Genomic DNA, 20,680 nt, shown 5'->3' with positions numbered 1-20,680 from the left:
AACCGATCAGACGCAACAAGCTCTCGACGAACCCGGTCGTCTGCCGGAGCGCCATGCCGAACATGCCCGGGGCTCCGCCCGTTCAGGGCTGAATTGATCCCCCGGATCAATTCCGGGACGCCCTTCACCCTTCATCGTCAGGCATGTCTGGATGGCAGTGTCGCTGTAGGTCTGTTGTCGGCCGCGTTTGCCGGTCGGCGCAGCATCCCAGATCATCTCGGGATCGAACCAGATTGTCAGCGAGCCTCGACGCTTGAGCGCTTCATTATAGGCTGGCCAGTTCCTAGTCTTGTAGGTCGGGGGTGTGGGTCTGCTCATGTCGTCCAGCTACCACGCTGGATTCACGACATGAATCCCTCACAGGATTTGTGCAACAGAGCCTTCGTGAGTGAATCGTGAATTCGGAATCCATCACACGTTTTCGTTGACAATAATTGCACGATGAAAAATGCTTGCCAGCGGGACATTCGAAAAGGTGTGGGTGACGTGTTTGGTGCATTATCCAAATGCAATTGGGTGAAGTTTGCTGCGTCAGCCTTTGTTCTTGTCGGGGCATGCGATTCCGGTGGAATTGAGTGGATGCAGTCGGTTTCGATAAGGGTTGAAACCGAAAAAGGCACGTATTCTCAGGATAATTTGATCCGGGTTCGCTGGGTGAAGGTGTCGCGCGGTCTAGCCAGCGTGAATGGCCAGTCCTGGGAGGCGCGGATCATTGGCAATGCCCCATACGTTGTGTTGCCCGGAGGAGCCGTCATCGTCGCGACCCTGGAGGGAGAAGACAAGTTTGGCTTGTCACGCCTGCTGGTCGATCTGTTGCGGCCGGATCAGGATGTCGCCGCAGTCCCCCCGCGCGAAGAGGTTGTTGCCAAGGTTGCTCAGGCCTCGGACCTTTTCGCCGAAGTCACGTCACCGCGCCACGCTTTCCCGGCGATACTTGGTTTCGAGGATTCGATGCGGCCTGACAGCGCGTTCCTTGTCTCGCCGCGTGATCCCGCGACTCGACGTCTGGGTGTCCGCAAGGTGTCCGTCACCGTCCGGAAAGCCGCCGATGGAGTCCCCGGCATAGGTGTCACAAAGGAATTGCCCTGGCTGGAAGGGGCGACTGTGCCCGTGGTGTCCGCCCGGGATGAAGACGGAAAGATCAGGAAATACGGAGTGAAGTCGTTTATTGGGGAGTAACGAAATGCCTTTGTCTAGAACTGACTACGCACTTTTTTCAATACATTCCTACGAAGCCGTTGCCAACCAGTCGGGTTTTTTCAATGGCGCGGAGATCCTGGATACGGCGGTCAATGCAACGGATGGTTTCTTTGCCGTCGCATATCGGGTCGCGGACGAGGTCGTCATTGCCTATGAAGGCACCAATTTTCCTGCCAGTTTGTCGTTGGCTGATATCGGTGCCGGGCTTCAGGACGCGTTTTATGGCTGGAGCGGCGGGGCAGGGGTTTGGCAATCCAGCCAATCCCGGCAAGCAGTTGAATTCTATAACGCTATTTACGACCGCATTCATGGCGCCGCCTCCGATCTTCCGTCCAACCTGAGTATCACGACGACCGGGCATTCGCTGGGAGGGGGGCTTGCCGGTCTCGTGGCCTCGCTGAAAGGGACCAAGGCGGTCATCTTCGACAACATGCCGTTCGAATTGGCCGCCGGGCTGGCAGCCGCCGCTGGCGATGTCGTGCAGGCGATACGCGGCCTCGGGATGACCGTCGCGGAATTCGTGGATACGGCGGGCGACGCGCTGAAGGAGCAGGTGAACCAGGCGCTGGCGATCAGCTATCTGGCCAATCCGCTCTCGGCGATCACGACGAACGTCGGGTTGACGATCTACGTCGACGGCGTGCTGGAACCGATCACGAAAGCCGTTCTCGAAGACGTCGAGGCCTATCTGGTTGCCGATGCCCAGACACGGGCGGGTGCAGACATCACGGGTAATGCGATCACGGGCGAAGTGCTTGAATACCTGCGCCATTTCCAAGAGACCGGGGTCACGCCGTTCGATTTCTATTTCGGCGGTACGGAGCGGGACGAGTTTTCCTTTTGGGCGGACCTTTCGCCTTTGCGCGGCATCATTTCCGCGCTTGGCGCGGTTGGGGAAACCGTCGCGCGGCATTCGATGGATCACCTTCTGGCACATATCTACCTTGCGTCGCGCGGTGACCTCGACAAGGCGGACGTGGCCTTTATCGGCGGGGATCTGACCGCATCGCTGTTCAACGATGACATGGCGGCGGCGGCCGGGTTCGACGGCGCCGCCGCCATGTACCGCGCCTTGTCACAGACGGCGGCGGTGGAACCGGGCGCGCCTTTCGGGACGCAGGGTCTGGCAGCCATGTTCAGCGATGCTGCGGACGCCGGCGCGACGATCGACGAGACGGAGTACAATTTCAACCTCGGCCTCGCCAACAGCGATTTTGTTGTCCGGGGCGCACTGGCGGAAGCCATCGTTGTCTTCGCGGCCTCCCTTGCGCGCAGTGGCAAGACGGAAGCGATCCTCGGGCAGGGGTTCCTTCGGGCGAACTATGGCGAGATGCTCACGGTAGATTACTCGCGCGCGCTTTGGGCCGATGCAGGGTTTACCGGAACCGAGTTGCCGGGGCGAGCTGACGTGATTGATCGCTTCGATTACGACGATTATTTCGTCGTTCTCCCGTGGGCGGATGCGGTCGAGCTTGCGATGCAGTTCACATGGGGCGCGACGAGCACCGATGGTTTCGAGCGGCTGCATTATCTGCGAGTGGACGACGGGCGCAGTGCCGGGATCACGGTCGATCTAGACATGATCGACGATTCCTATGGCCTGTCGGGCGGCGGCGCGATTGCCTCTGCTTCGGGGTCCGGCGACGTGATGCTGGCGACGGATTTCAACGACAGGATCACCGGCTCTCAGCGCAACGAACTGATCGACCTTGGGGATGGCAACGATACGGTCGATGGTGCGGAAGGCAACGACATCATCGTCCGGAACGGCGCCACGAACTACGTTGACGGCGGTGATGGCAATGACATTCTCGTCTATTACCAGAACCGGTCCGGGCTGTTCTTCGACAACTACCGGATCAGTGACCTCGATGACGGGTCCGGGTACGATTACATCATCGAAGAGATCAACATCTTCGGAACACCCAACGGAACGGTGGATTATGTCCGCAACGTGGAATGGGTTCAGTTCGACGCCGAGCGCCTTGCGCTGGCGCCCAGCTCGGACCGCATTTCGCTGATTTCCGGGCTTGGCGGGGCCGCCGGGTTCGGCGCAAATGAACTGGCGCGCAACGATGACGGATCGACGGGCGAGATCGACATCACCTCGATCTTCGAGGACGGCATCAACTTCTTCGGGCGCGAATTCACCAGCTTGTGGGTGAACAACAATGGCAGCGTCACCTTCAACGGTGCGCGGAGGACCTTTACGCCGACGGTCATCACCGACAACAACGACAATCCCGAGATCACGCCTTTCTTTGCCGATGTGGACACGAATGGTGGGGCCACGGTCGAATCCCATGGCGGCAATTCGACGGGCTCCAACCTTGTATACTATGCTTTCGACACGGTGAATGACCGGTTTGTCGTGACGTGGGATGATGTGGGCTACTACAACAGCCACACCGATCTGACCAATGCCTTCCAGTTGATCCTTTCGGATCGGGGGGGCGGCAACTTTGATATCGAATTCCGCTACGAGAACATCGAATGGACGACTGGCGACGCCAGCGACGGCGTCGGCGGGCTGGGCGGCACACCGGCGCGGGCGGGCTACACCGCCAGCACGGGAGACCCGGCGGCCTATTTCGAGTTGCCAGCTTCGGGCAATCAGGATGCGCTGCTGATGCTGGACGATGTGGAGGGCAACACCGGCCAGATCGGGCGTTGGTTTTTTCGGGTGCGGTCCGGGGATATCGTATCGGCGGACATTCCGCCCTTGCCTGCGGCCGGGTCGACCGGATGGACCTCCGGCGACCCACACCTGCTGACGCTCGATGGTGTGCCTTACGATTTCCACGCGGCGGGTGAATACGTGCTGCTGCGGGCCACAGACGGGTCCCCGTTCGAGATCCAGTCCCGGATGACCCCGCTCGGAGATTCGGTCAGCGTCAACTCCGCGGTGGCCGTCCGCGCGGCCAACGGGTCTGCCATCATGGTTGCCGCGGGGACTGGTCCGGCGGTGTCGATCGACGGGGTTGCCGTGGATCTGGAGAACTATGGATTTGTCGATGTGGGCATTGATCGGATTTACCGGGAGGACACCACCTACACCATCGTGTTTGCCGGGGATGACGAGCTGGTGAACGCCGGTGACAGCCGCGTCGTGGTGGATGTCCATCCGGAACGTGTCGATCTTGATATCCGCCTGAATACGGCCCTGGCCGGGCTGCTGGAAGGCTTGTTGGGGGATGGGGATGGCGATGCGTCCAACGACGTCGCATTGGCTGACGGGACCGTTCTGGACCGGCCGCTGTCCTATGACGACCTCTATGGCCAGTATCGCGAGGATTGGCGGGTCACCACGACCGATCAGAGCCTGTTTTCCTACGGCGAGGGCGAAAGCCTGGAGGGGTTCTATCTGCCCGACTATCCCGGGCGCATCCTGGCCATCGAGGATTTCCCGGCGGAAGACGTCGCCGCAGCCGAAGCGCTGGCGGGCGATGCAGGGCTTTCCCCGGGCAGCGTGAACTTCCGGAACGCGGTACTGGATTACCTGCTGACGGGCGACACGTCTTTCGTCGATGCCGCGCTTGACGTGACGGCGGTGGAAAACTCGGCAGCGCCGGGGGTGGCTGATCGTGTCGATCAGTCTCTGGAGGGAGATGACGGGGACAACGTGATCACCGGGGCGTCGGGCGATGACGTCCTGCGAGGCTATGCGGGCAACGACGATTTGTCCGGGCAGATCGGTGATGACGATATCCTCGATGGTCTTGGCGACAATGTGCTGCGGGGCGGCGGTGGCGCCGATCGGCTGGTCGCCTTGTCCGGTGCCAACCGGATCTCCGGGGACTCGGGCCGTGATTTCCTGCTGGGCGGGTTCCAGGCGGACACCCTGGAGGGTGGCGACGGCAATGACGTGCTTCGTGGCGATTCAACCGGGCTTGTCCTTGGCGGGTCCGACCGGTTGATCGGCGGTGCGGGTGACGATCTGCTGATGGGCGGACGCGGCGTGGATACATTCGTCTTTGGCGTCTCGGCGGGCCAGGACGTGATCGGACAATTCGAAACCGAGGATGTCATTTTCGACGTGCTCACGGGCTATTCCGCCGTGGCGACCGGTGCGGATTTCCAATCCGGAATCGACAGGATCGAGCTGGCGGGATTTGCGGGCGTAAACGCCGGAAATGTCATGAGCTTCATCTCTGACGCGACCGACGGAGCGATGTTCGATACCGAAGGCACCCGCATCACCTTTTTCGGGTTGGCTGCGACGGCACTGAGTGCAGACGACTTCGTGTTTCTTTGAGTGGGGGATTTGATGATGACAAGGATTTCTACGGTAGCGGTGGCGTTGTCCTGTGTCGCGCTTGTGGCGGGATGCGGCGGAGGCGGCAGCAGCGGCGGCGCGGTGGGCAGCACGGCGACGTCGGGCGGTACGGTAACCACACCGGTCAGCAGCCCGACTCCGGGCACGCCGCCAGCCACGGCCACCTACCAGACCCTGAGCAGCACGGCAGTGGCCACCAGCACACTGGAGGGCGTGGCCTTCCGGTCGGACGGGACAACGACAGGCACCGACATTGTATCGACGCCCGGCACTTTGGCGCATGCGTCGGGACGGACGGAGCTCTCCGTGGGCAGCTACCAGTTCGTCGATCCGGACGGAGTGGATTCGAACGGTCGCCTGAGCAATGGCAGTTCGACCCTACAGCAGGTCGCGACGGCGGGCACGTATGAATACGTGGCGGTGTACGATCATTCCTATGTGGACAACGGCACGGCCTACGACACCGTCGGCGTCTTGGGCGTTGCCACCAGGGCGGCGGACATGCCTACGGCTGGAGGCACCGCTCAGGCGACCTACACGGGAGACGCCGCGGCGCTGGTGGTGACCGGCTCGGATCAATACGAGATGACCGGCGGTGTCAGCAACGTATCCGCGAATTTCGGTAGTGGTACGGTAGATGTGACCATGAATGGCTTTGGTGCGACGCGACACACCGGAGCGGGGTCTGCTGTCGCGCCGATCGACACCATTTCGGTCACTGGCATGACGATCGCGGGCAACGAATTTTCCGGTGGCACAGTGACCACAAGCAATGGCGGTGCGGGTGTTGCGATTACCGGGGCCGGGACGACCTCGGCCGCGCAGGGGAATTTCTACGGCTACGACGCGGCCATTGCCGCTCCGGACGAAGTGGGCGGTGCGGTCCTGCAGCGTGGCAGCTCGGGCTTGGTTTACGGGGGCTTTGTTGCGGATTGACCCGGCGTCCCGCAGCAGGGTGAGAGCCTTGCGGCAGCTCGCGGGACAGGTGGTGATCGGCGGATTGGTCGGGGTGGCGTTTATGGTTGTCGCCACCCGGGCCATCGCGCAGGACGCGGTTGAGGCCGACGCCCAGACGCAGATGTCCCGCCTTATCAGTCTGGGTCAGATCGAGGCCGCGCGGGCCGTTCTGGATTCGCAATCCCCGGACCGCGCGGAGCGGCTTTTCTTCGATGCGCGTGTCCTGAAGGCGCAAAACCGTCTGCCAGAGGCCATTGCCACCTTTCGGCAGGTGTTGCTGGCCGATCCCGACCATCTGAACGCGCGCCGAGAGCTGGCGCACAGCCTGTTGCTTGACAGGCAGTTCGCGGCGTCGCGCCACCAGTTCCGCACGCTTATGGACATTGATGGCAACACGGCCATGAAGGACGGCTATCGTCGGTTCCTGGACACCATCGACCGTGAACGGCCTTTCGGACTGAGTGGGTGGGTGGCGCTTTTGCCCTCCACGAATATCAATCGCGGAACCACGGAAACGACCTTCGATGTGGCGCTTGGCCGGTTCATCATTTCTTCGGAGTCGCGGGCGACATCGGGCACCGGGGTTGAACTGGGCATGGCGGGTTTTGCACGACACGCGGTCGGCGGCGGCGCGCGCGTGTCGCTGGACTGGTCGCTGGCGGGAAGGCGCTACAGGAAAACTGCCTTCGATTCGACGTCCGGGACGCTTGGGCTGTCCCTTGGGCGCGCCGATGCCGGAGGGGCATGGGTCGCGGGGGTCACGTTGCGGAAAACCGCGCGGGCAGATGACAGCGGGCACCGTGCGGTGGGTCTGCGTTTCGGAGCCTATCACAATGTCACGCCGGACATGAGGATCGGACTGGTTGCTTTGCACGAGAGCCGGTCTTTCCCGGAGCGGGCCTATCAGGACGGGACATTCGATCAGGTTCATCTCAATTGGGACAAATGGCTGCGTCCGAGCCTGGCAATCCATGCGTCCGTTGCGTTGGAGCGGGAGACACCGCAGGCGCGTCACCTGCGCTACGATGGCGGCTTCCTGTCGTTCGGGGCGACGCGCAGCTTCGAAGGTGGTCTGAGCGCCCGGATCGAGTCCCGCTTCGGGCTTCGTGATTTTGTCGGAGATTATCCATTGATGACCGACCCGCGCCGGGACAGGTATTCGGCGGTGAGCATCAGCGTCCAGCACAACCGCTTTGAGGTTCGGGGGTTTGCTCCGCGCCTGAGCTGTACGCATACCCGCAACAGGTCGAACATATCGTTCAACGACTATGTCGCCACGGAGTGTGCGGCAGCGCTGTCGCGGAGTTTCTGAATGGAGAGAGTCACGGTGGCGCGATTTTTGTCCCGCGGGTAATCTGCGGACCGAGGGCAGGCAATCCTGAAAGAGTTGGAAACTGAGAGACTTGGAGCGGGTAGCGGGAATCGAACCCGCGCGTTCAGCTTGGGAAGCTGACAGGCTACCATTACATCATACCCGCCGCTCAGGCCACTGATCTATGACGAAGTCCGACCGGGGTCAATCGGTGTTTGCAGGGGAACGTGAGATGGATCTGAAGTTTACGCTCGATGGTGTTCGGAGCCGGTTCCTCGGCTGAGGCAGAAGGTACGGGCGACCAGATCACACGGATGCTACGCTGCCGGGGCCCTTGGACCAGACAAGTGGCCTGACCGAACCGCCGCGATGCTGGGTGGGAGGTGGTGCGCCATCATCTGACGCACCTGTTTCATGCCCCGGAGGTCAGCCCCCTGATGTCATCCCTTGCGGCGGCGTCTGCGGCCGCCATCGTCGCCGCCCCCTGTGGCCGCGTTGAAGCTGACGTCGGGGAGGGTGACATGGGTCAGGAGGTTCGGGAACGGGTCCGTGGCGTGGGGAATCGCGTTGGCGTTGACGAAGTGTTCCTGGAACTTCGGCTCGATGGCGGTTTCGACCTTGGTGATCTGTTTCACCATGGTCTCGATCTCGCGCCGGGCGGCGAGCGAGCACAGCGCGATGCGCGCGCCGTGGCCTGCGGCGTTGCCTGCCGAGGTCACGTTTTCCAGCGGCACGTCGGGGATCATGCCCAACACCACGGCGTGCAGCGGCGAGATATGCGCGCCGAAGGCCCCGGCCAGCGTGACATGGTTGATGGTGTCGACGCCGCGGGCATCCATCAGCAGGCGCGCCCCGGCATAAAGCGCGGATTTCGCCAGTTGGATGGCGCGGATGTCGCCCTGTGTCACGGTGATGCGCGGGCCGCCCTCGGCGGTGCCGTCGTGGATCAGGTATTCATGCGTGCGGCCGGTGGACAGGCAGCGGTCTGTCCCGGTCTGCTCGGCCGAGCCGATCAGGCCCTTGGGGTCGAGAAGGCCCGCGAGGCGCATCTCGGCCACGGCCTCGATGATGCCGGAGCCACAGATGCCGGTGATGCCGGTCTGTGCCGTCTTGGCGGCAAAGTCCGGGTCGTCGGACCAGAGGTCGCAGCCGATGACGCGGAAGCGCGGCTCCTTGGTGGCGGGGTCGATGCGGATGGCCTCGATCGCGCCGGGGGCGGCGCGCTGGCCTGACGAGATCTGCGCGCCCTCGAAGGCGGGACCGGTGGGGGAGGAACAGGCCAGCACGCGCTGGGTATCGCCGAGGAGGATCTCGGCGTTGGTGCCCACGTCGACGACGAGGGTCAGTTCCTCGGCCTTGCCCGGTTGCTCGGCCAGCGCCACGGCGGCGGCGTCGGCGCCCACGTGGCCCGCGATGCAGGGCAGCACGTAGATCTGCGCCGCAGGGGGCAGGGTGGTCAGGGACAGGTCGCGCGCGGTCAGGTTCAGCGCATCCGAGGTGGTCAGCGCAAAGGGGGCTTGGCCCAGCTCGACCGGGTCGATGCCCAGCAGCAGGTGGTGCATCACCGGGTTGCAGACAAAGACAGTCTCGAGGATCAGGCTGGCGTCGATCTGCGCCTCTTCGGCCAGGTTTGCCGCCAGAGTGTCGATGGCCTCGCGGACGGCGCGGGTCATCTCAACTTCGCCGCCGGGGTTCATCATGGCGTAGGAGACGCGGGACATGAGGTCCTCGCCGAAGCGGATCTGCGGGTTCATGATGCCCGCGGATGCGCGCACCGCGCCGGTGTCGAGGTCGGTGAGATGCGCCGCGATGGTGGTGGAGCCGAGGTCGATGGCGAGGCCGAAGAAGCCGCTCTCGTGCAGGCCGGGCCAGAGGGCGACGATCTGCGGCACGGCGTCAGAGGCGGTGCGGTGCAGGGCGACGGTGATCTTCCAAGCGCCTTTGCGCAGGACCTTTTGCAGGGTCGGCAGCAGGGCGGGCGAGAGGGTGACCTGCGGGATATCCCACTGCCCGGCCAGCGCGGCGGCAAGGCGTTGCAGGTCGCCGGTGGGGTCGTGCATGTCCGGCTCGGCCACCTCGACGTAATACAGGCGGGTGGCGGGGTCCATGGTGATGGGCTTGTCCGAGGCGGCCTTGCGCACCACCTGGCGGTGCACCTGGCTTTCGGGCGGCACGTCGATCACCACGTCGGACTGAACGGTGGCCTGGCACCCCAGACGGCGGCCCGGTTTAAGCCCGCGAATGCGGTCGTAGCGGTCCTCGACGGCGTTACGCTCGCCCACGGCACCATCGGCCACGGTGACGCCATGCTTGGGGAAGTCGCCGTAGGAGGGCTGAACCTGGCACTTGGAACAGATGCCGCGCCCGCCACAGACCGAATCGAGGTCGACCCCAAGTTGGCGCGCCGCCGTCAGCACGGGGGTGCCCACGGGGAAACGGCCACGTTTGCCGGAGGGAGTAAAGATGACGAGCGGGTCTTGCGACATTGGGGGACTCCTGAACGCGTTGAGGCGGACCATAGCGTCTGCGGCGGCGAGGAAAAGGCGGGAACGCGGCATGAAGCGACGGGAACGCGGCATGGCCCTGCCAAGGCAATGTCCCGACAGGGCCATGAAATCGCGCCAAACCGGTGCCAGAGCGAGGAAAACGGTTCAGAAGGATCCCGAGACGATGAGCGATATGGACGCAAACGCGCCGCTACAGGCGGATTGGAAATTCGGTATGTTCCGGATCGTGGCATTCATCGAAGGGATCACGACCCTGGCGCTCTTTCTGATCGCCATGCCGATTAAATACGCCCTTGGCGATCCGCTGTGGGTATCCGTTGTCGGGCCGATCCACGGCTATGCCTTCGTGGCCTACGTGATGATGGTGCCGCTGGCGCTCTCGGGGCGCGGCTGGACGGGGCGGGACATCGCGCGCGTGTTCCTTGCGGCACTCATCCCCTTCGGAACCTTCGCAAACGACCCGTGGCTCAAGCGCCGACACGCAGATCAGGTCTGACGCGAGGCCCGCAACCCCGGACCCAACGTCCCCCTTTTCCCTTCATCTTGATAAAAATACCGCGGAGGTTCGGAGGCAGAGCCTCCGGAGCGGCCCTTGGCCGCTTTGCGCGCGGCCCGCAGGGCCGCGCGCGGGTCGTTTTGGCGACGCCAAAACGAAACCCCTCACGACTGTTCCAGCCAGCGCAAAATCTCTCCGCGATTGCCGTCGAGGTCCGGCGCCGGACCGCGCGAGGTCGGATCGGGGGCGTCGGTCATCTTGATCGGGTTGCCGGCAGCCTTGTAGGCCTGCCGTCCGTTTTTATCGAGGATGTCCACCACCATGTTCCGGGCGAGGATCTGCGGGTCCTTCAGCACCTGGTCGATGCTCTGGATCGGGCCGGTGGGGATGCCGGCGGCAGTCAGCTTGGCGATCCAATGGGCGCAGGTGCCATCCAGCGTGACGGCCTCGATCAGGCGTTTCAGCAGGCGGGCGTTCTTGCAGCGCTCGGGGTTGGTGGCAAAGCGCGGATCGTCGGACAGCGGCAGGTTCAGGCAGATGCAGAGCTTCTCGAACAGCTTGTCGTTGCCCGCCGCGATCACGAACAGCCCGTCCGAGGCGTGGAAGGTCTCGAAGGGGGTGATCGAGGGATGGCGTGCGCCAGACGGTCCGGGGGCCTTGCCCGTCACCGTGGTCAGCGCCACGGCGTGTTCCAGCACGGCGAGGATACTGTCCAGCATGGCCACGTCGATCTTGCGCCCTTTGCCGGTGCGGTCGCGGTCCAGCAGGGCGGCGAGGATGCCTTCGGTCAGGAACATGCCCGCGATGATGTCACCGATGGAGGCGCCGACGCGCACCGGTTCGCGGTCCTTCTCGCCGGTGATCGACATGACCCCGCCGCGCGCCTGCACGACCATGTCATAGGCGGGGCGCTTCGAATCCGGGCCGGTGTGGCCAAAGCCCGAGACCGCGCCGTAAACAAGGCGGGGAAAGCGCGCATGCAGGTCTTCCCAACCGTAGCCGAGCCGTTCCATGACGCCCGGGCGGTAGTTTTCCACCACCACGTCGGCGCGTTCCAGCAGCCGCTCGAAGATGGCGCGGTCGCCGTCTTCCTTCAGGTTGAGCGCGATGGATTTCTTGCCGTGGTTGATGGCGGCGAAATAGGCGGATTTGCCATCCTTGAACGGCGGAAAGGCGCGGGTGTCGTCGCCGGTCTTTGGCGGCTCGATCTTGATGACTGTGGCGCCGAGGTCCGAAAGCGTCATGGTGCAGAATGGCCCGGCCAGCACGTGGGTGAGGTCGAGGATTGTATAACCTTTCAGGGGGGCGGTCATCGGGGCGGCTCCTTCGGCTCTTGCTGCTCTGCAACCAGAAGACCGTGACAGGCGTGTGACGGCAAGTGCAAACGGCAGGGGTGCGCTGCGTTGCGGCGAAGTGTGGCCGACGCAGGCGGTGCCTGGCAGAACAGGGCGCATAAGGACCATCTTTACCGGACCCGATGCAGGCTGCGGGCAGTGCTGCAACCAGAAAGGGCATGGCATGACAATATCCTCGATCTCCGGCGCGGGCATGATGGCGGGCAACCGAAGCACTCCGGTGACGTCGACGCCGAACAGGCTCGATTCCGATTTCATCGCGGCTTTCGATGCCTCGGAAGCCCTGAAAGGACTGGATACCGATGGCGATGGCACGGTCAGCGAGGCGGAGTTCGCCTTTTACCAGGCACAGAAGGCCGCGCGGGGCCAATATGTGCCCGGAGAGGGGCCCGCGTCGCGCAGCACGGAAACGGTGCAAGTACAGGTGGCGCGGCAGACGGTTGACGTGCTTTTGAAACGCATATGACCGGGCGCGGGCAGGGCGGCGCGAATAACGGCTTTCCATTCCCGGCCATGCGTGAGAAAGGGACGTGCCAACCGATCCCTCTGCACAGGAGTGCCCTCCATGGAGATTCGCGAGGCCCTGACCTTCGATGACGTCCTGCTTGTTCCCGCTGCATCCAGCGTCTTGCCGTCCACGGCAGACACCCGGACGCGGGTGACGAAATCCATCTCGCTGAACATTCCGCTGCTGTCCTCGGCGATGGACACGGTGACCGAGAGCCGCATGGCGATCACCATGGCGCAGGCGGGCGGCATGGGCGTGATCCACAAGAACCTGACCGTCGAGGAGCAGGCGCGCGAAGTGCGCCGGGTGAAGCGGTTCGAATCCGGGATCGTCTACAACCCGGTGACGCTGACGGCGGATCAGACGCTGGCGGATGCCAAGGCGCTGACCGAGCGGTATGGCTTCAGCGGCTTCCCGGTGGTGGACGAGAACCGCAAGGTCGTGGGGATCGTGACCAACCGCGACATGCGCTTTGCCCAGCGGGACGACACGCCGGTGCGGGTGATGATGACGTCGGAGAACCTTGCGATCCTGACCGAACCTGCGGACCGCGAGGAGGCGATCAGCCTGATGCGCGCGCGCCGGATCGAGAAGTTGCTGGTGACGGACAAGGCGGGCAAGCTGACCGGCCTGCTGACGCTGAAGGACACCGAGAAGGCCGTGCTGAACCCCACCGCCTGCAAGGACCAGCTGGGCCGCCTGCGGGTGGCGGCGGCGACGGGCGTGGGCGATGCGGGCTTTGAGCGTTCGGCGGCCTTGGTCGAGGCCGGGGTGGACATCCTCGTGGTCGACACGGCGCATGGCCATTCCGCCGGTGTCTTGCAGGCGGTGACGCGGGCCAAGGCGCTGTCGAACGAGATCCAGATCATCGCGGGCAACGTGGCGACGGGCGACGCCACCAAGGCGCTGATCGACGCGGGCGCCGATGCGGTAAAGGTTGGCATCGGGCCGGGCTCGATCTGCACGACGCGCATGGTCGCGGGCGTTGGGGTGCCGCAGCTGACGGCGATCATGGATTGCGCCCGTGCGGCGGGCGATGTGCCGATCATCGCGGACGGCGGTATCAAGTTCTCGGGCGACTTCGCCAAGGCCATCGCGGCGGGGGCGTCCTGCGCCATGGTCGGCTCGATGATCGCGGGCACGGATGAATCCCCGGGCGAGGTGATCCTGTACCAGGGCCGCTCGTTCAAGGCCTATCGCGGCATGGGCTCGCTGGGCGCCATGGCGCGCGGCTCGGCGGATCGCTATTTCCAGAAGGACGCGGCCTCGGACAAGCTGGTGCCCGAGGGCATCGAGGGGCAGGTGCCCTACAAGGGTCCGGCGGGCACGGTGGTGCATCAGCTGGTCGGCGGTCTGCGCGCGGCCATGGGCTATACCGGCAACGCGACGGTCGAAGAGATGCGCAGGAATTGCACCTTCGTGAAGATTACCGGAGCGGGCCTGTCGGAAAGCCACGTGCACGACGTGCAGATCACCCGCGAAAGCCCGAACTACCGGATCGGGTAACGCCCGACGCACGGCATTGAGCCGGGTCCTGCCATGGCGCGGGGCCCGGCTTTTTCTTTGGCTGTGGCCGGGCGGGCTGTACCGGGGCCGAGGCCCAAGCTATTGATCCCGATAAGGGGACTGCAAAGGAGAGGCGTGGCCCATGACGGAGGGTGTGGATCGTTACAGCATCGGCGGGGTGGAGGTCATCTGCCTGACTGACGGCGGGACGGTGTTCGGCGAGGAGGTCTTTGCCACGCTGGACGCCGACGCGCGGGCTGCGCGGCTGGACAAGGCAGGGCTGGACGGGATCCGGTCCGAGTTCAACGCCTATGTGTTGCGTCACGCCGGCGGGATCGACCTCGTGGATACGGGCTGCGGCGCGCATTTCGGGGCAAAGGCCGGGCATCTGGCAAGTCTGCTGGCGCACCTCGGGATCGCCGAGGGCGACGTCGGTCGTGTGATCTACACGCACCTGCACCGCGACCATGTGGGTGGATCGATGCGGGAGGGCGCCCTTGTCTATCCGCGCGCCGAGGTGCTTCTGCACGCGGCCGAGGCGGCGCATTGGACCGAAGGCTTGGGCGCCGAGATGCTGGCGGCCTCGGAACGGGTCACGACGCTGAAGGATGGCGCGGACCTGGGCCATGGGATCGCCCTGTGGCATTTGCCCGGGCATACGCCGGGGCATTGCGGGCTGCGCATCGGCAATCTGGCCCTGGTTGGGGACATCGTGCATTCCGAAGCCCTGCAATTGCCCGAACCGGGGCTGTCGCCGGTGTATGATACGGATGGCGCGCAGGCGGCCACGACCCGGCGGGGCGCCTTGGAGCGGATCGCGCGCGAGGGGCTGGTCTGGTCGGGCTCGCATATGCTGGGGCCGCTGAAATTCGCGCGTCTGGCGGCGGTGGGCGAGGGCTTTGCCCGGGTGACGCTGTGACCCCGGCGGCGCGGGTACAGACCGCGATCGAGATCCTGGATCGCGTGCGCGCGGGAGAGGCGGCCGAGAAGGCGCTGACCTCATGGGCGCGGCGGTCCCGGTTTGCCGGGGCAAAGGACCGGGCGGCCATCCGGGACCATGTCTTTGACGCGCTCCGGATGTGGCGGTCGGCGGCGGCGGCGGGGGGCGGTGAAAGCGGGCGGCTGCGGATGCTGGGCCTGTTGCGCCTTCAGGGCATCGACGCGGACACGCTGTTCACCGGGCAAGGCCACGCCCCCGCGGGTCTGAGCGAGGCCGAGCGTGCCGGTGGGCAGACGCCCGAAGGGGCGGAGGCGCTGGACTTGCCGGACTGGATCGCGGACCGGTTCCGTCAGGATCTGGGCGATGGGGCCGAGCCGGCGGCGCTGGCCTTGCGCGCGCGGGCCCCGGTCTTTGTGCGGGCCAACCTGCTGAAGACCACGCGCGACAAGACACAGGCCCGTCTGGCCGAAGAGGGCGTGACCGCCGTCCCGCATCCGCTGGCCGAGACCGCGCTGGAGATCACCGAAGGCGCGCGGGGCTTGACGCGGACCGGTGCTTTTGAGGCGGGGTGGATCGAGTTGCAGGACGCGGCCAGCCAGGCGGTGGTCGAGATGATACCGCTGGAGGGGGCGCGGCGCATTTTGGATTATTGCGCGGGTGGCGGCGGCAAGACGCTGGCGCTGGCGGCGCGGGCGCCGGGTGCGGCGCTGTTTGCGCATGATGCAGACCCACGCCGCATGTCCGACCTTGGCGAGCGGGCGGCGCGCGCCGAGGCGAAGGTGACGCAGGTTGCAAAGCCGGACGGGGTCTTTGACGTGGTGATGGCGGATGTGCCCTGCAGCGGCAGCGGCGCGTGGCGGCGCGCGCCCGAGGGCAAGTGGCGGCTGACCCCGGAGCGGCTGGATGAACTGACCGCGATCCAGTCGGAAATCCTTGACCGTTGCGCGGGACTGGTGGCTCCTGGAGGGTGTCTGGCCTTTGCGACCTGTTCCGTGCTGGCGGCAGAGAACGAGGATCGCGTCGCTGGTTTCCTTGCGGCGCACCCCGGTTGGCGCCTTGGGACGTCGCGGCGGTTTTTGCCGTCCGATGGCGGCGACGGGTTCTTTGTGGCCTGTTTTCTGTCAGATGCCGATTGATGAAAACAACCCTGAGTGGTATTCAGGTCTTGCGGCTTGAGAACAGTTAACGCCTCTTTAACCCTCCCGGATTGAGATGGAAGCCGAGCGAATCGACGGATTCGGGAGGGCCGGAGGATGGTAGGATCGAGGCAGTTTTGAATAAGCAACAAGGGCTGAGCCCGGTACTGGGTGCCGGGGTTCTGATCGTCCTGGCGGGTGCGGCTCTCTGGGTGTCCTACAGCGCCACGACCCAGCAGGTGCAGGTCGCGGCGCTGGCCGCGACGGGCGCGCTGACGGCGGTTGCGGTGGTGTGGTTGCTGTTGGATCTGGCGCTGGGGCGCAGGCAGGCCTACCGCCTGACGCGGCTGTCCGAGTTCATCGAGTCCGAGCCGGCCTTTTGTTTCGTGTGCAACGAGGCGGGCGAGGTGCTGTATGCCAATGCCGCCGCCCGCGCCCGGTTCCAGCCGGGACAGGCCGAAGCGCTGGCCAATGTCCTGCGCGACATCTTTGCCAGCACCGAGGGCATCCTGTACCGTCTTTTGCAAAAGGCGCTGAGCCAAGGTTCTGCGGTCGAGGATGTCACAAGCCATTCCGAGGGCTTCCGGATCTTCGTCCAGCCGTTCTCGCACGATCTGGTGCTGTGGCGGTTCGAGACCGAGGCGCAGCGCGGCGCGGCCCCCACCCGCGCCGACCTCCCGGTGATGTCGCTGGGGCGCAACGGCGCGGTCCTCTACATGAACCCTGCGGCGCGCGACCTGATCGGCGCGCGGGTGAAACGTCTGGAGGATGTGTTCTCTGACCTGCCGCTGCGGCCCGGTGGCGTGCATCAGCTGCGCGGTGCCGACGGCGACCGGCGGGTGCTGGTCCATGCCACGGACATCGGCGCCGGGCGGATGGAGGTGGTGATCTCTCCGATCGTCGAGGAGATGGAGGAGCCGGATCACGTCGGCAGCTTTGACGGTCTGCCGGTGCCGCTGCTGAAGGTCGCGACGGATGGGATGATCCTGCGCGCCAACCCCGAGGCCCGGCGGATGCTGGACCTTGATGCGGGCGCTCCGGGTCACATCGCCGAGCATATGGAGGGCCTTGGCCGCGCGATCAAGGACTGGCTGCAGGAGGCCGCGGACGGGCGTGGCCTGCATCGGTCGGAGTTCCTGCGCCTGACCCGCGCCGACCGCGAGATCTTTGTCCAGGTGACGCTCAACCGTGTGGTGGAGGACGGCGAGAAGTGCCTGATCGCGGTGCTGAACGACGCCACCGAACTGAAGACGCTGGAGGCGCAATTCGTCCAGAGCCAGAAGATGCAGGCCATCGGCCAGCTTGCGGGCGGCGTGGCGCATGACTTCAACAACCTGCTGACGGCGATTTCCGGCCATTGCGACCTGCTGTTGCTGCGCCACGATCAGGGCGATCCGGATTACGGCGACCTGGTGCAGATCAACCAGAACGCCAACCGTGCGGCGGCTTTGGTGGGGCAGTTGCTGGCCTTCTCGCGCAAGCAGACGATGCAGCCCGAGGTGCTGGACCTGCGCGACACCCTGTCTGACCTCGCGCATCTGCTGAACCGGCTGGTGGGCGAGCGCGTGCGCCTGACGCTGCGCCATGACCCGGTCTTGCCGCCCGTGCGCGGCGACCGGCGGCAGCTGGAGCAGGTCATGATGAACCTCGTGGTCAACGCGCGGGACGCCATGCCCGAGGGCGGCGAAATCCTGGTGGAGACCGAAAGCCGCGTTTTGCGCGAACCATTGAAGCGGGATCGGGCCATCGTCGCTCCGGGGACCTACGTGTCGGTCCGGGTGATCGACGAGGGCGTCGGTATCCCGGCGGACAAGCTGCAAAAGGTCTTCGAGCCGTTCTTCACGACCAAGCGCCCCGGCGAGGGGACGGGTCTGGGCCTGTCGACGGTCTACGGCATCGTGAAGCAGACCGGCGGGTTCATCTTTGTCGATTCTGTGGTCGGGCAGGGCACGTGTTTCACCCTGCTCCTGCCGGCGCACGAGGCCGCGCCGGAGGTCACGCAGCCTCCCGTTGCCATCGAGAAGGACAACAAGATTCCGCAGAAGGGGTCGGGCGTGGTGCTGCTGGTGGAGGACGAGGCCCCGGTCCGCGCCTTTGCCGCCCGTGCGCTTCGCCTGCGTGGCTACACGGTGATCGAGGCAGAGACCGCCGAGGACGCCCTGAAGACGCTGGATGACGAGGCACTGGCGGTGGATATCTTCGTCACGGATGTTGTCATGCCGGGCATGGATGGGCCCACCTGGGTCCGCAAGGCGCGGGAGACCCGACCGGATACGCGCGTGGTCTTTGTGTCGGGATATGCCGAGGATGCCTTTGGCGAGGGGGCGGAGGCGATCCCGAACTCGGTCTTCCTTCCGAAACCGTTCTCGCTGTCGGAACTGACCGAAACGGTGCACGAACAGTTGAACTGAGGGGAGAAGGGCTTTCGACGAAAGCCCTTCTGGCGCCAGGATCTTTCGGTCGAAAGATCCTGGCCGCGCCCGGTCAGGTGGCGCGGTTCCAGATGTCGAAGTCGTCCGCGCACTTGCGGCGCAGCTTGTCCTCTGTTTCGGCGGACAGCTCGGTGTCGCGGCGGGGCGAGACGTTTTCACGCGGCAGGTCGATGGCGGTCCCGAGGCGATCTTCGAGGAAGGCGATCAGCCCGGACTGGTTCTCGTATTTGAAGAGATGCGTGACCGCCACGCCATTGGGTCGCGGTTCGACGAATTTTGCCTGGCTGCCGACATTGGCGAAGGGCGGGCGGTCGCCGGTGGCATAGGCCTGGCAGAAATCGTCGAAGGACATGCCGCGGGTCGAGGTGGGTTTGCCCTCGAGAAAGCCGCGCTGGCGGTAGCGATACCAGGAGCCAAGCCAGGAAATCGGCTCGCGGATCACAGCCAGCAGTTCCATGTCCTCGCCGCCGACCTTTTCGAACATCGGCCGGAAGAAGCGGTTGTAGCGGTACACCGGGGCGTGTTTCAGCTCGGGCGGGTCGTTGACCACCATGCTCGCCATCGGTCCCAGGGCCTTTTCATAGGCGGAGGTGCCCGTCTTCGGCACGGCCAGCATCACGAGACGGCTCTTCCAGAACACCAGCATTTTCTTAGAAGCCCCTCTAATTCCTCAACCTTCTTTTAACCAACCTGCGCGACAGTCGGAAAGGAAAGATTTGACTTGAAGTGTTCTTGTTTTGGTCTCATTAATAATTTGAGAACAAGAGGCGAACAAAAGTGCCAATTGCCGCGCAAAGGCGCGTGTGGGATAAGGAGCCAACTGGAATGGCAACGGCAGATCTTCTGAGCATGGATAACAAGAAAAACGCAGACAAGCAGAAGGCGCTCGAAAGCGCGCTGGCCCAGATCGAACGGCAGTTCGGCAAGGGGTCCATCATGAAGCTTGGCGGCGACAACGCGATGAAGGACATCGAGGCGACGTCGACCGGGTCCCTGGGGCTGGATATTGCGCTGGGGATCGGGGGCCTGCCGAAGGGTCGCATCATCGAGATTTACGGCCCGGAATCTTCGGGCAAGACGACGCTGACCCTGCATGTGGTGGCCGAGGAACAGAAAAAGGGCGGCGTCTGCGCCTTTGTCGACGCGGAACACGCGCTGGACCCGCAGTATGCCAAGAAGCTGGGCGTCGATCTGGACGAGTTGCTGATCTCGCAGCCCGACACTGGTGAACAGGCTTTGGAGATCGTCGATACGCTGGTGCGGTCGGGTGCGGTGAGCCTCGTTGTGGTCGACTCGGTGGCGGCGCTGACGCCGAAATCGGAACTCGAAGGCGACATGGGCGACAGCAACGTCGGCGTTCAGGCCCGTCTGATGTCACAGGCCATGCGCAAGCTGACCGGCTCGATCAGCCGGTCGAACTGCATGGTGATCTTCATCAACCAGATCCGCATGAAGATCGGCGTCATGTTCGGTTCGCCCGAGACCACGACCGGCGGTAACGCGTTGAAATTCTACAGCTCCGTTCGTCTGGACATCCGCCGGATCGGGTCGATCAAGGATCGCGACGAGGTGGTCGGCAACCAGACCCGCGTGAAGGTGGTGAAGAACAAGGTCGCGCCGCCGTTCAAGCAGGTGGAATTCGACATCATGTATGGCGAGGGCATCTCGAAGATGGGCGAATTGCTCGATCTGGGGGTGAAGGCCGGCGTGGTGGACAAGTCCGGCGCGTGGTTCTCTTACGGGGACGAGCGCATCGGGCAGGGCCGCGAGAACGCCAAGAACTACCTGCGCGAAAACACCCGTGTTGCGCTGGAGATCGAGGACAAGATCCGCGCCGCGCACGGTCTGGACTTCCACATGCCCGAGGATGACCCGGATATGGTGGATGACGAGGATTGATCCTGTCAGATCATTGAGACAGAACATGAAAAAGGCGTCCCCCGGGGCGCCTTTTCCGTGTTCTGTGGTCTGGCTATGGGCGCAGGCCGAATGGGGAATTGCCCCCATGCCGCGCAGATCGTCCTGTCGGTAGGGTCGTGTCATGGCCCTTAAGGG

At 64.4% G+C, this 20,680-nt stretch carries 15 protein-coding genes, 1 tRNA gene and 1 pseudogene; 11 read left to right on the top strand and 6 right to left on the bottom strand.

Going from position 1 to position 20,680, the window contains the following annotated elements; all coding sequences use genetic code 11:
- Positions 1 to 318, bottom strand: a pseudogene (locus ACP16H_RS23365) (transposase); the annotation flags it as partial.
- A gap of 123 nt (positions 319 to 441) precedes the next feature.
- Here ACP16H_RS23365 and ACP16H_RS23360 point away from each other — a divergent pair.
- Positions 442 to 1,179 (top strand): hypothetical protein, encoded by a 738-nt coding sequence (locus tag ACP16H_RS23360; RefSeq protein ID WP_425074636.1) that lies wholly within the window; start codon positions 442 to 444, stop codon positions 1,177 to 1,179.
- 37 nt (positions 1,180 to 1,216) lie between these two features.
- Here the strand turns inward: ACP16H_RS23360 and ACP16H_RS23355 are convergent, their stop codons facing one another.
- Positions 1,217 to 1,510 (bottom strand): hypothetical protein, encoded by a 294-nt coding sequence (locus ACP16H_RS23355; protein WP_425074635.1) that lies wholly within the window; start codon positions 1,508 to 1,510, stop codon positions 1,217 to 1,219.
- Between the two features lie 78 nt (positions 1,511 to 1,588).
- On the opposite strand from ACP16H_RS23355, the gene ACP16H_RS23350 reads away from it, so the two are divergent.
- The 3 genes from ACP16H_RS23350 to ACP16H_RS23340 are packed head-to-tail and all read left to right on the top strand — an operon-like array spanning position 1,589 to position 7,745.
- Positions 1,589 to 5,455 carry a nidogen-like domain-containing protein gene (locus tag ACP16H_RS23350; protein WP_425074634.1) on the top strand — a complete coding sequence of 1,289 codons (3,867 nt, stop codon included), beginning with the start codon at positions 1,589 to 1,591 and terminating at the stop codon, positions 5,453 to 5,455.
- Positions 5,456 to 5,467: 12 nt separating this feature from the next.
- Complete coding sequence (locus tag ACP16H_RS23345) at positions 5,468 to 6,412, top strand: hypothetical protein (protein ID WP_425074633.1); 945 nt, start codon at positions 5,468 to 5,470, stop codon at positions 6,410 to 6,412.
- Between the two features lie 28 nt (positions 6,413 to 6,440).
- On the top strand, positions 6,441 to 7,745 hold the full coding sequence (locus ACP16H_RS23340; protein WP_425074632.1) for a surface lipoprotein assembly modifier: 1,305 nt from the start codon (positions 6,441 to 6,443) through the stop codon (positions 7,743 to 7,745).
- Positions 7,746 to 7,837: 92 nt separating this feature from the next.
- Here the strand turns inward: ACP16H_RS23340 and ACP16H_RS23335 are convergent.
- Positions 7,838 to 7,911, bottom strand: a tRNA-Gly gene (locus ACP16H_RS23335).
- 274 nt (positions 7,912 to 8,185) lie between these two features.
- Positions 8,186 to 10,231, bottom strand: a complete 2,046-nt coding sequence (locus tag ACP16H_RS23330) for an ASKHA domain-containing protein (RefSeq protein WP_425074631.1) — start codon at positions 10,229 to 10,231, stop codon at positions 8,186 to 8,188.
- 184 nt (positions 10,232 to 10,415) lie between these two features.
- On the opposite strand from ACP16H_RS23330, the gene ACP16H_RS23325 reads away from it, so the two are divergent.
- The gene (locus tag ACP16H_RS23325) at positions 10,416 to 10,748 is read left to right on the top strand and encodes a DUF3817 domain-containing protein (protein WP_425074630.1); all 333 of its coding nucleotides are present in this window, start codon (positions 10,416 to 10,418) and stop codon (positions 10,746 to 10,748) included.
- A 164-nt stretch (positions 10,749 to 10,912) separates the two neighbouring features.
- Here the strand turns inward: ACP16H_RS23325 and ACP16H_RS23320 are convergent, their stop codons facing one another.
- A complete protein-coding gene (locus ACP16H_RS23320) occupies positions 10,913 to 12,061 on the bottom strand; it encodes a CaiB/BaiF CoA transferase family protein (protein WP_425074629.1) in 1,149 nt (382 codons plus the stop codon).
- Between the two features lie 205 nt (positions 12,062 to 12,266).
- On the opposite strand from ACP16H_RS23320, the gene ACP16H_RS23315 reads away from it, so the two are divergent.
- The 5 genes from ACP16H_RS23315 (at position 12,267) to ACP16H_RS23295 (ending at position 18,604) form a co-directional block, all read left to right on the top strand.
- Positions 12,267 to 12,569 (top strand): hypothetical protein, encoded by a 303-nt coding sequence (locus ACP16H_RS23315; protein ID WP_425074628.1) that lies wholly within the window; start codon positions 12,267 to 12,269, stop codon positions 12,567 to 12,569.
- Between the two features lie 99 nt (positions 12,570 to 12,668).
- Positions 12,669 to 14,117, top strand: a complete 1,449-nt coding sequence (gene guaB / locus ACP16H_RS23310; RefSeq protein WP_425074627.1) for an IMP dehydrogenase — start codon at positions 12,669 to 12,671, stop codon at positions 14,115 to 14,117.
- Between the two features lie 142 nt (positions 14,118 to 14,259).
- Positions 14,260 to 15,036: an MBL fold metallo-hydrolase gene (locus ACP16H_RS23305; protein WP_425074626.1), complete on the top strand. Its 777-nt coding sequence runs from the start codon at positions 14,260 to 14,262 to the stop codon at positions 15,034 to 15,036.
- On the top strand, positions 15,033 to 16,193 hold the full coding sequence (locus tag ACP16H_RS23300; protein WP_425074625.1) for an RsmB/NOP family class I SAM-dependent RNA methyltransferase: 1,161 nt from the start codon (positions 15,033 to 15,035) through the stop codon (positions 16,191 to 16,193). The genes ACP16H_RS23305 and ACP16H_RS23300 overlap by 4 nt, the downstream gene beginning before the upstream one ends.
- A 137-nt stretch (positions 16,194 to 16,330) precedes the next feature.
- The gene (locus tag ACP16H_RS23295) at positions 16,331 to 18,604 is read left to right on the top strand and encodes an ATP-binding protein (protein ID WP_425074624.1); all 2,274 of its coding nucleotides are present in this window, start codon (positions 16,331 to 16,333) and stop codon (positions 18,602 to 18,604) included.
- A gap of 73 nt (positions 18,605 to 18,677) precedes the next feature.
- Here ACP16H_RS23295 and ACP16H_RS23290 read toward each other — a convergent pair whose 3' ends face one another.
- On the bottom strand, positions 18,678 to 19,271 hold the full coding sequence (locus ACP16H_RS23290; protein WP_425074623.1) for a gamma-glutamyl kinase: 594 nt from the start codon (positions 19,269 to 19,271) through the stop codon (positions 18,678 to 18,680).
- A 179-nt stretch (positions 19,272 to 19,450) separates the two neighbouring features.
- Between ACP16H_RS23290 and recA the strand changes: the two genes are divergently transcribed.
- The gene (gene recA / locus ACP16H_RS23285; protein ID WP_425074622.1) at positions 19,451 to 20,524 is read left to right on the top strand and encodes a recombinase RecA; all 1,074 of its coding nucleotides are present in this window, start codon (positions 19,451 to 19,453) and stop codon (positions 20,522 to 20,524) included.
- Positions 20,525 to 20,680: the final 156 nt, after the last annotated feature.

Origin of the sequence: Sagittula sp. S175 (genome assembly GCF_049800975.1) — a bacterium.
In the GTDB taxonomy this organism is placed as follows: Bacteria; Pseudomonadota; Alphaproteobacteria; order Rhodobacterales; family Rhodobacteraceae; genus Sagittula.
This window is presented reverse-complemented; position numbering and strand designations above follow the sequence as displayed.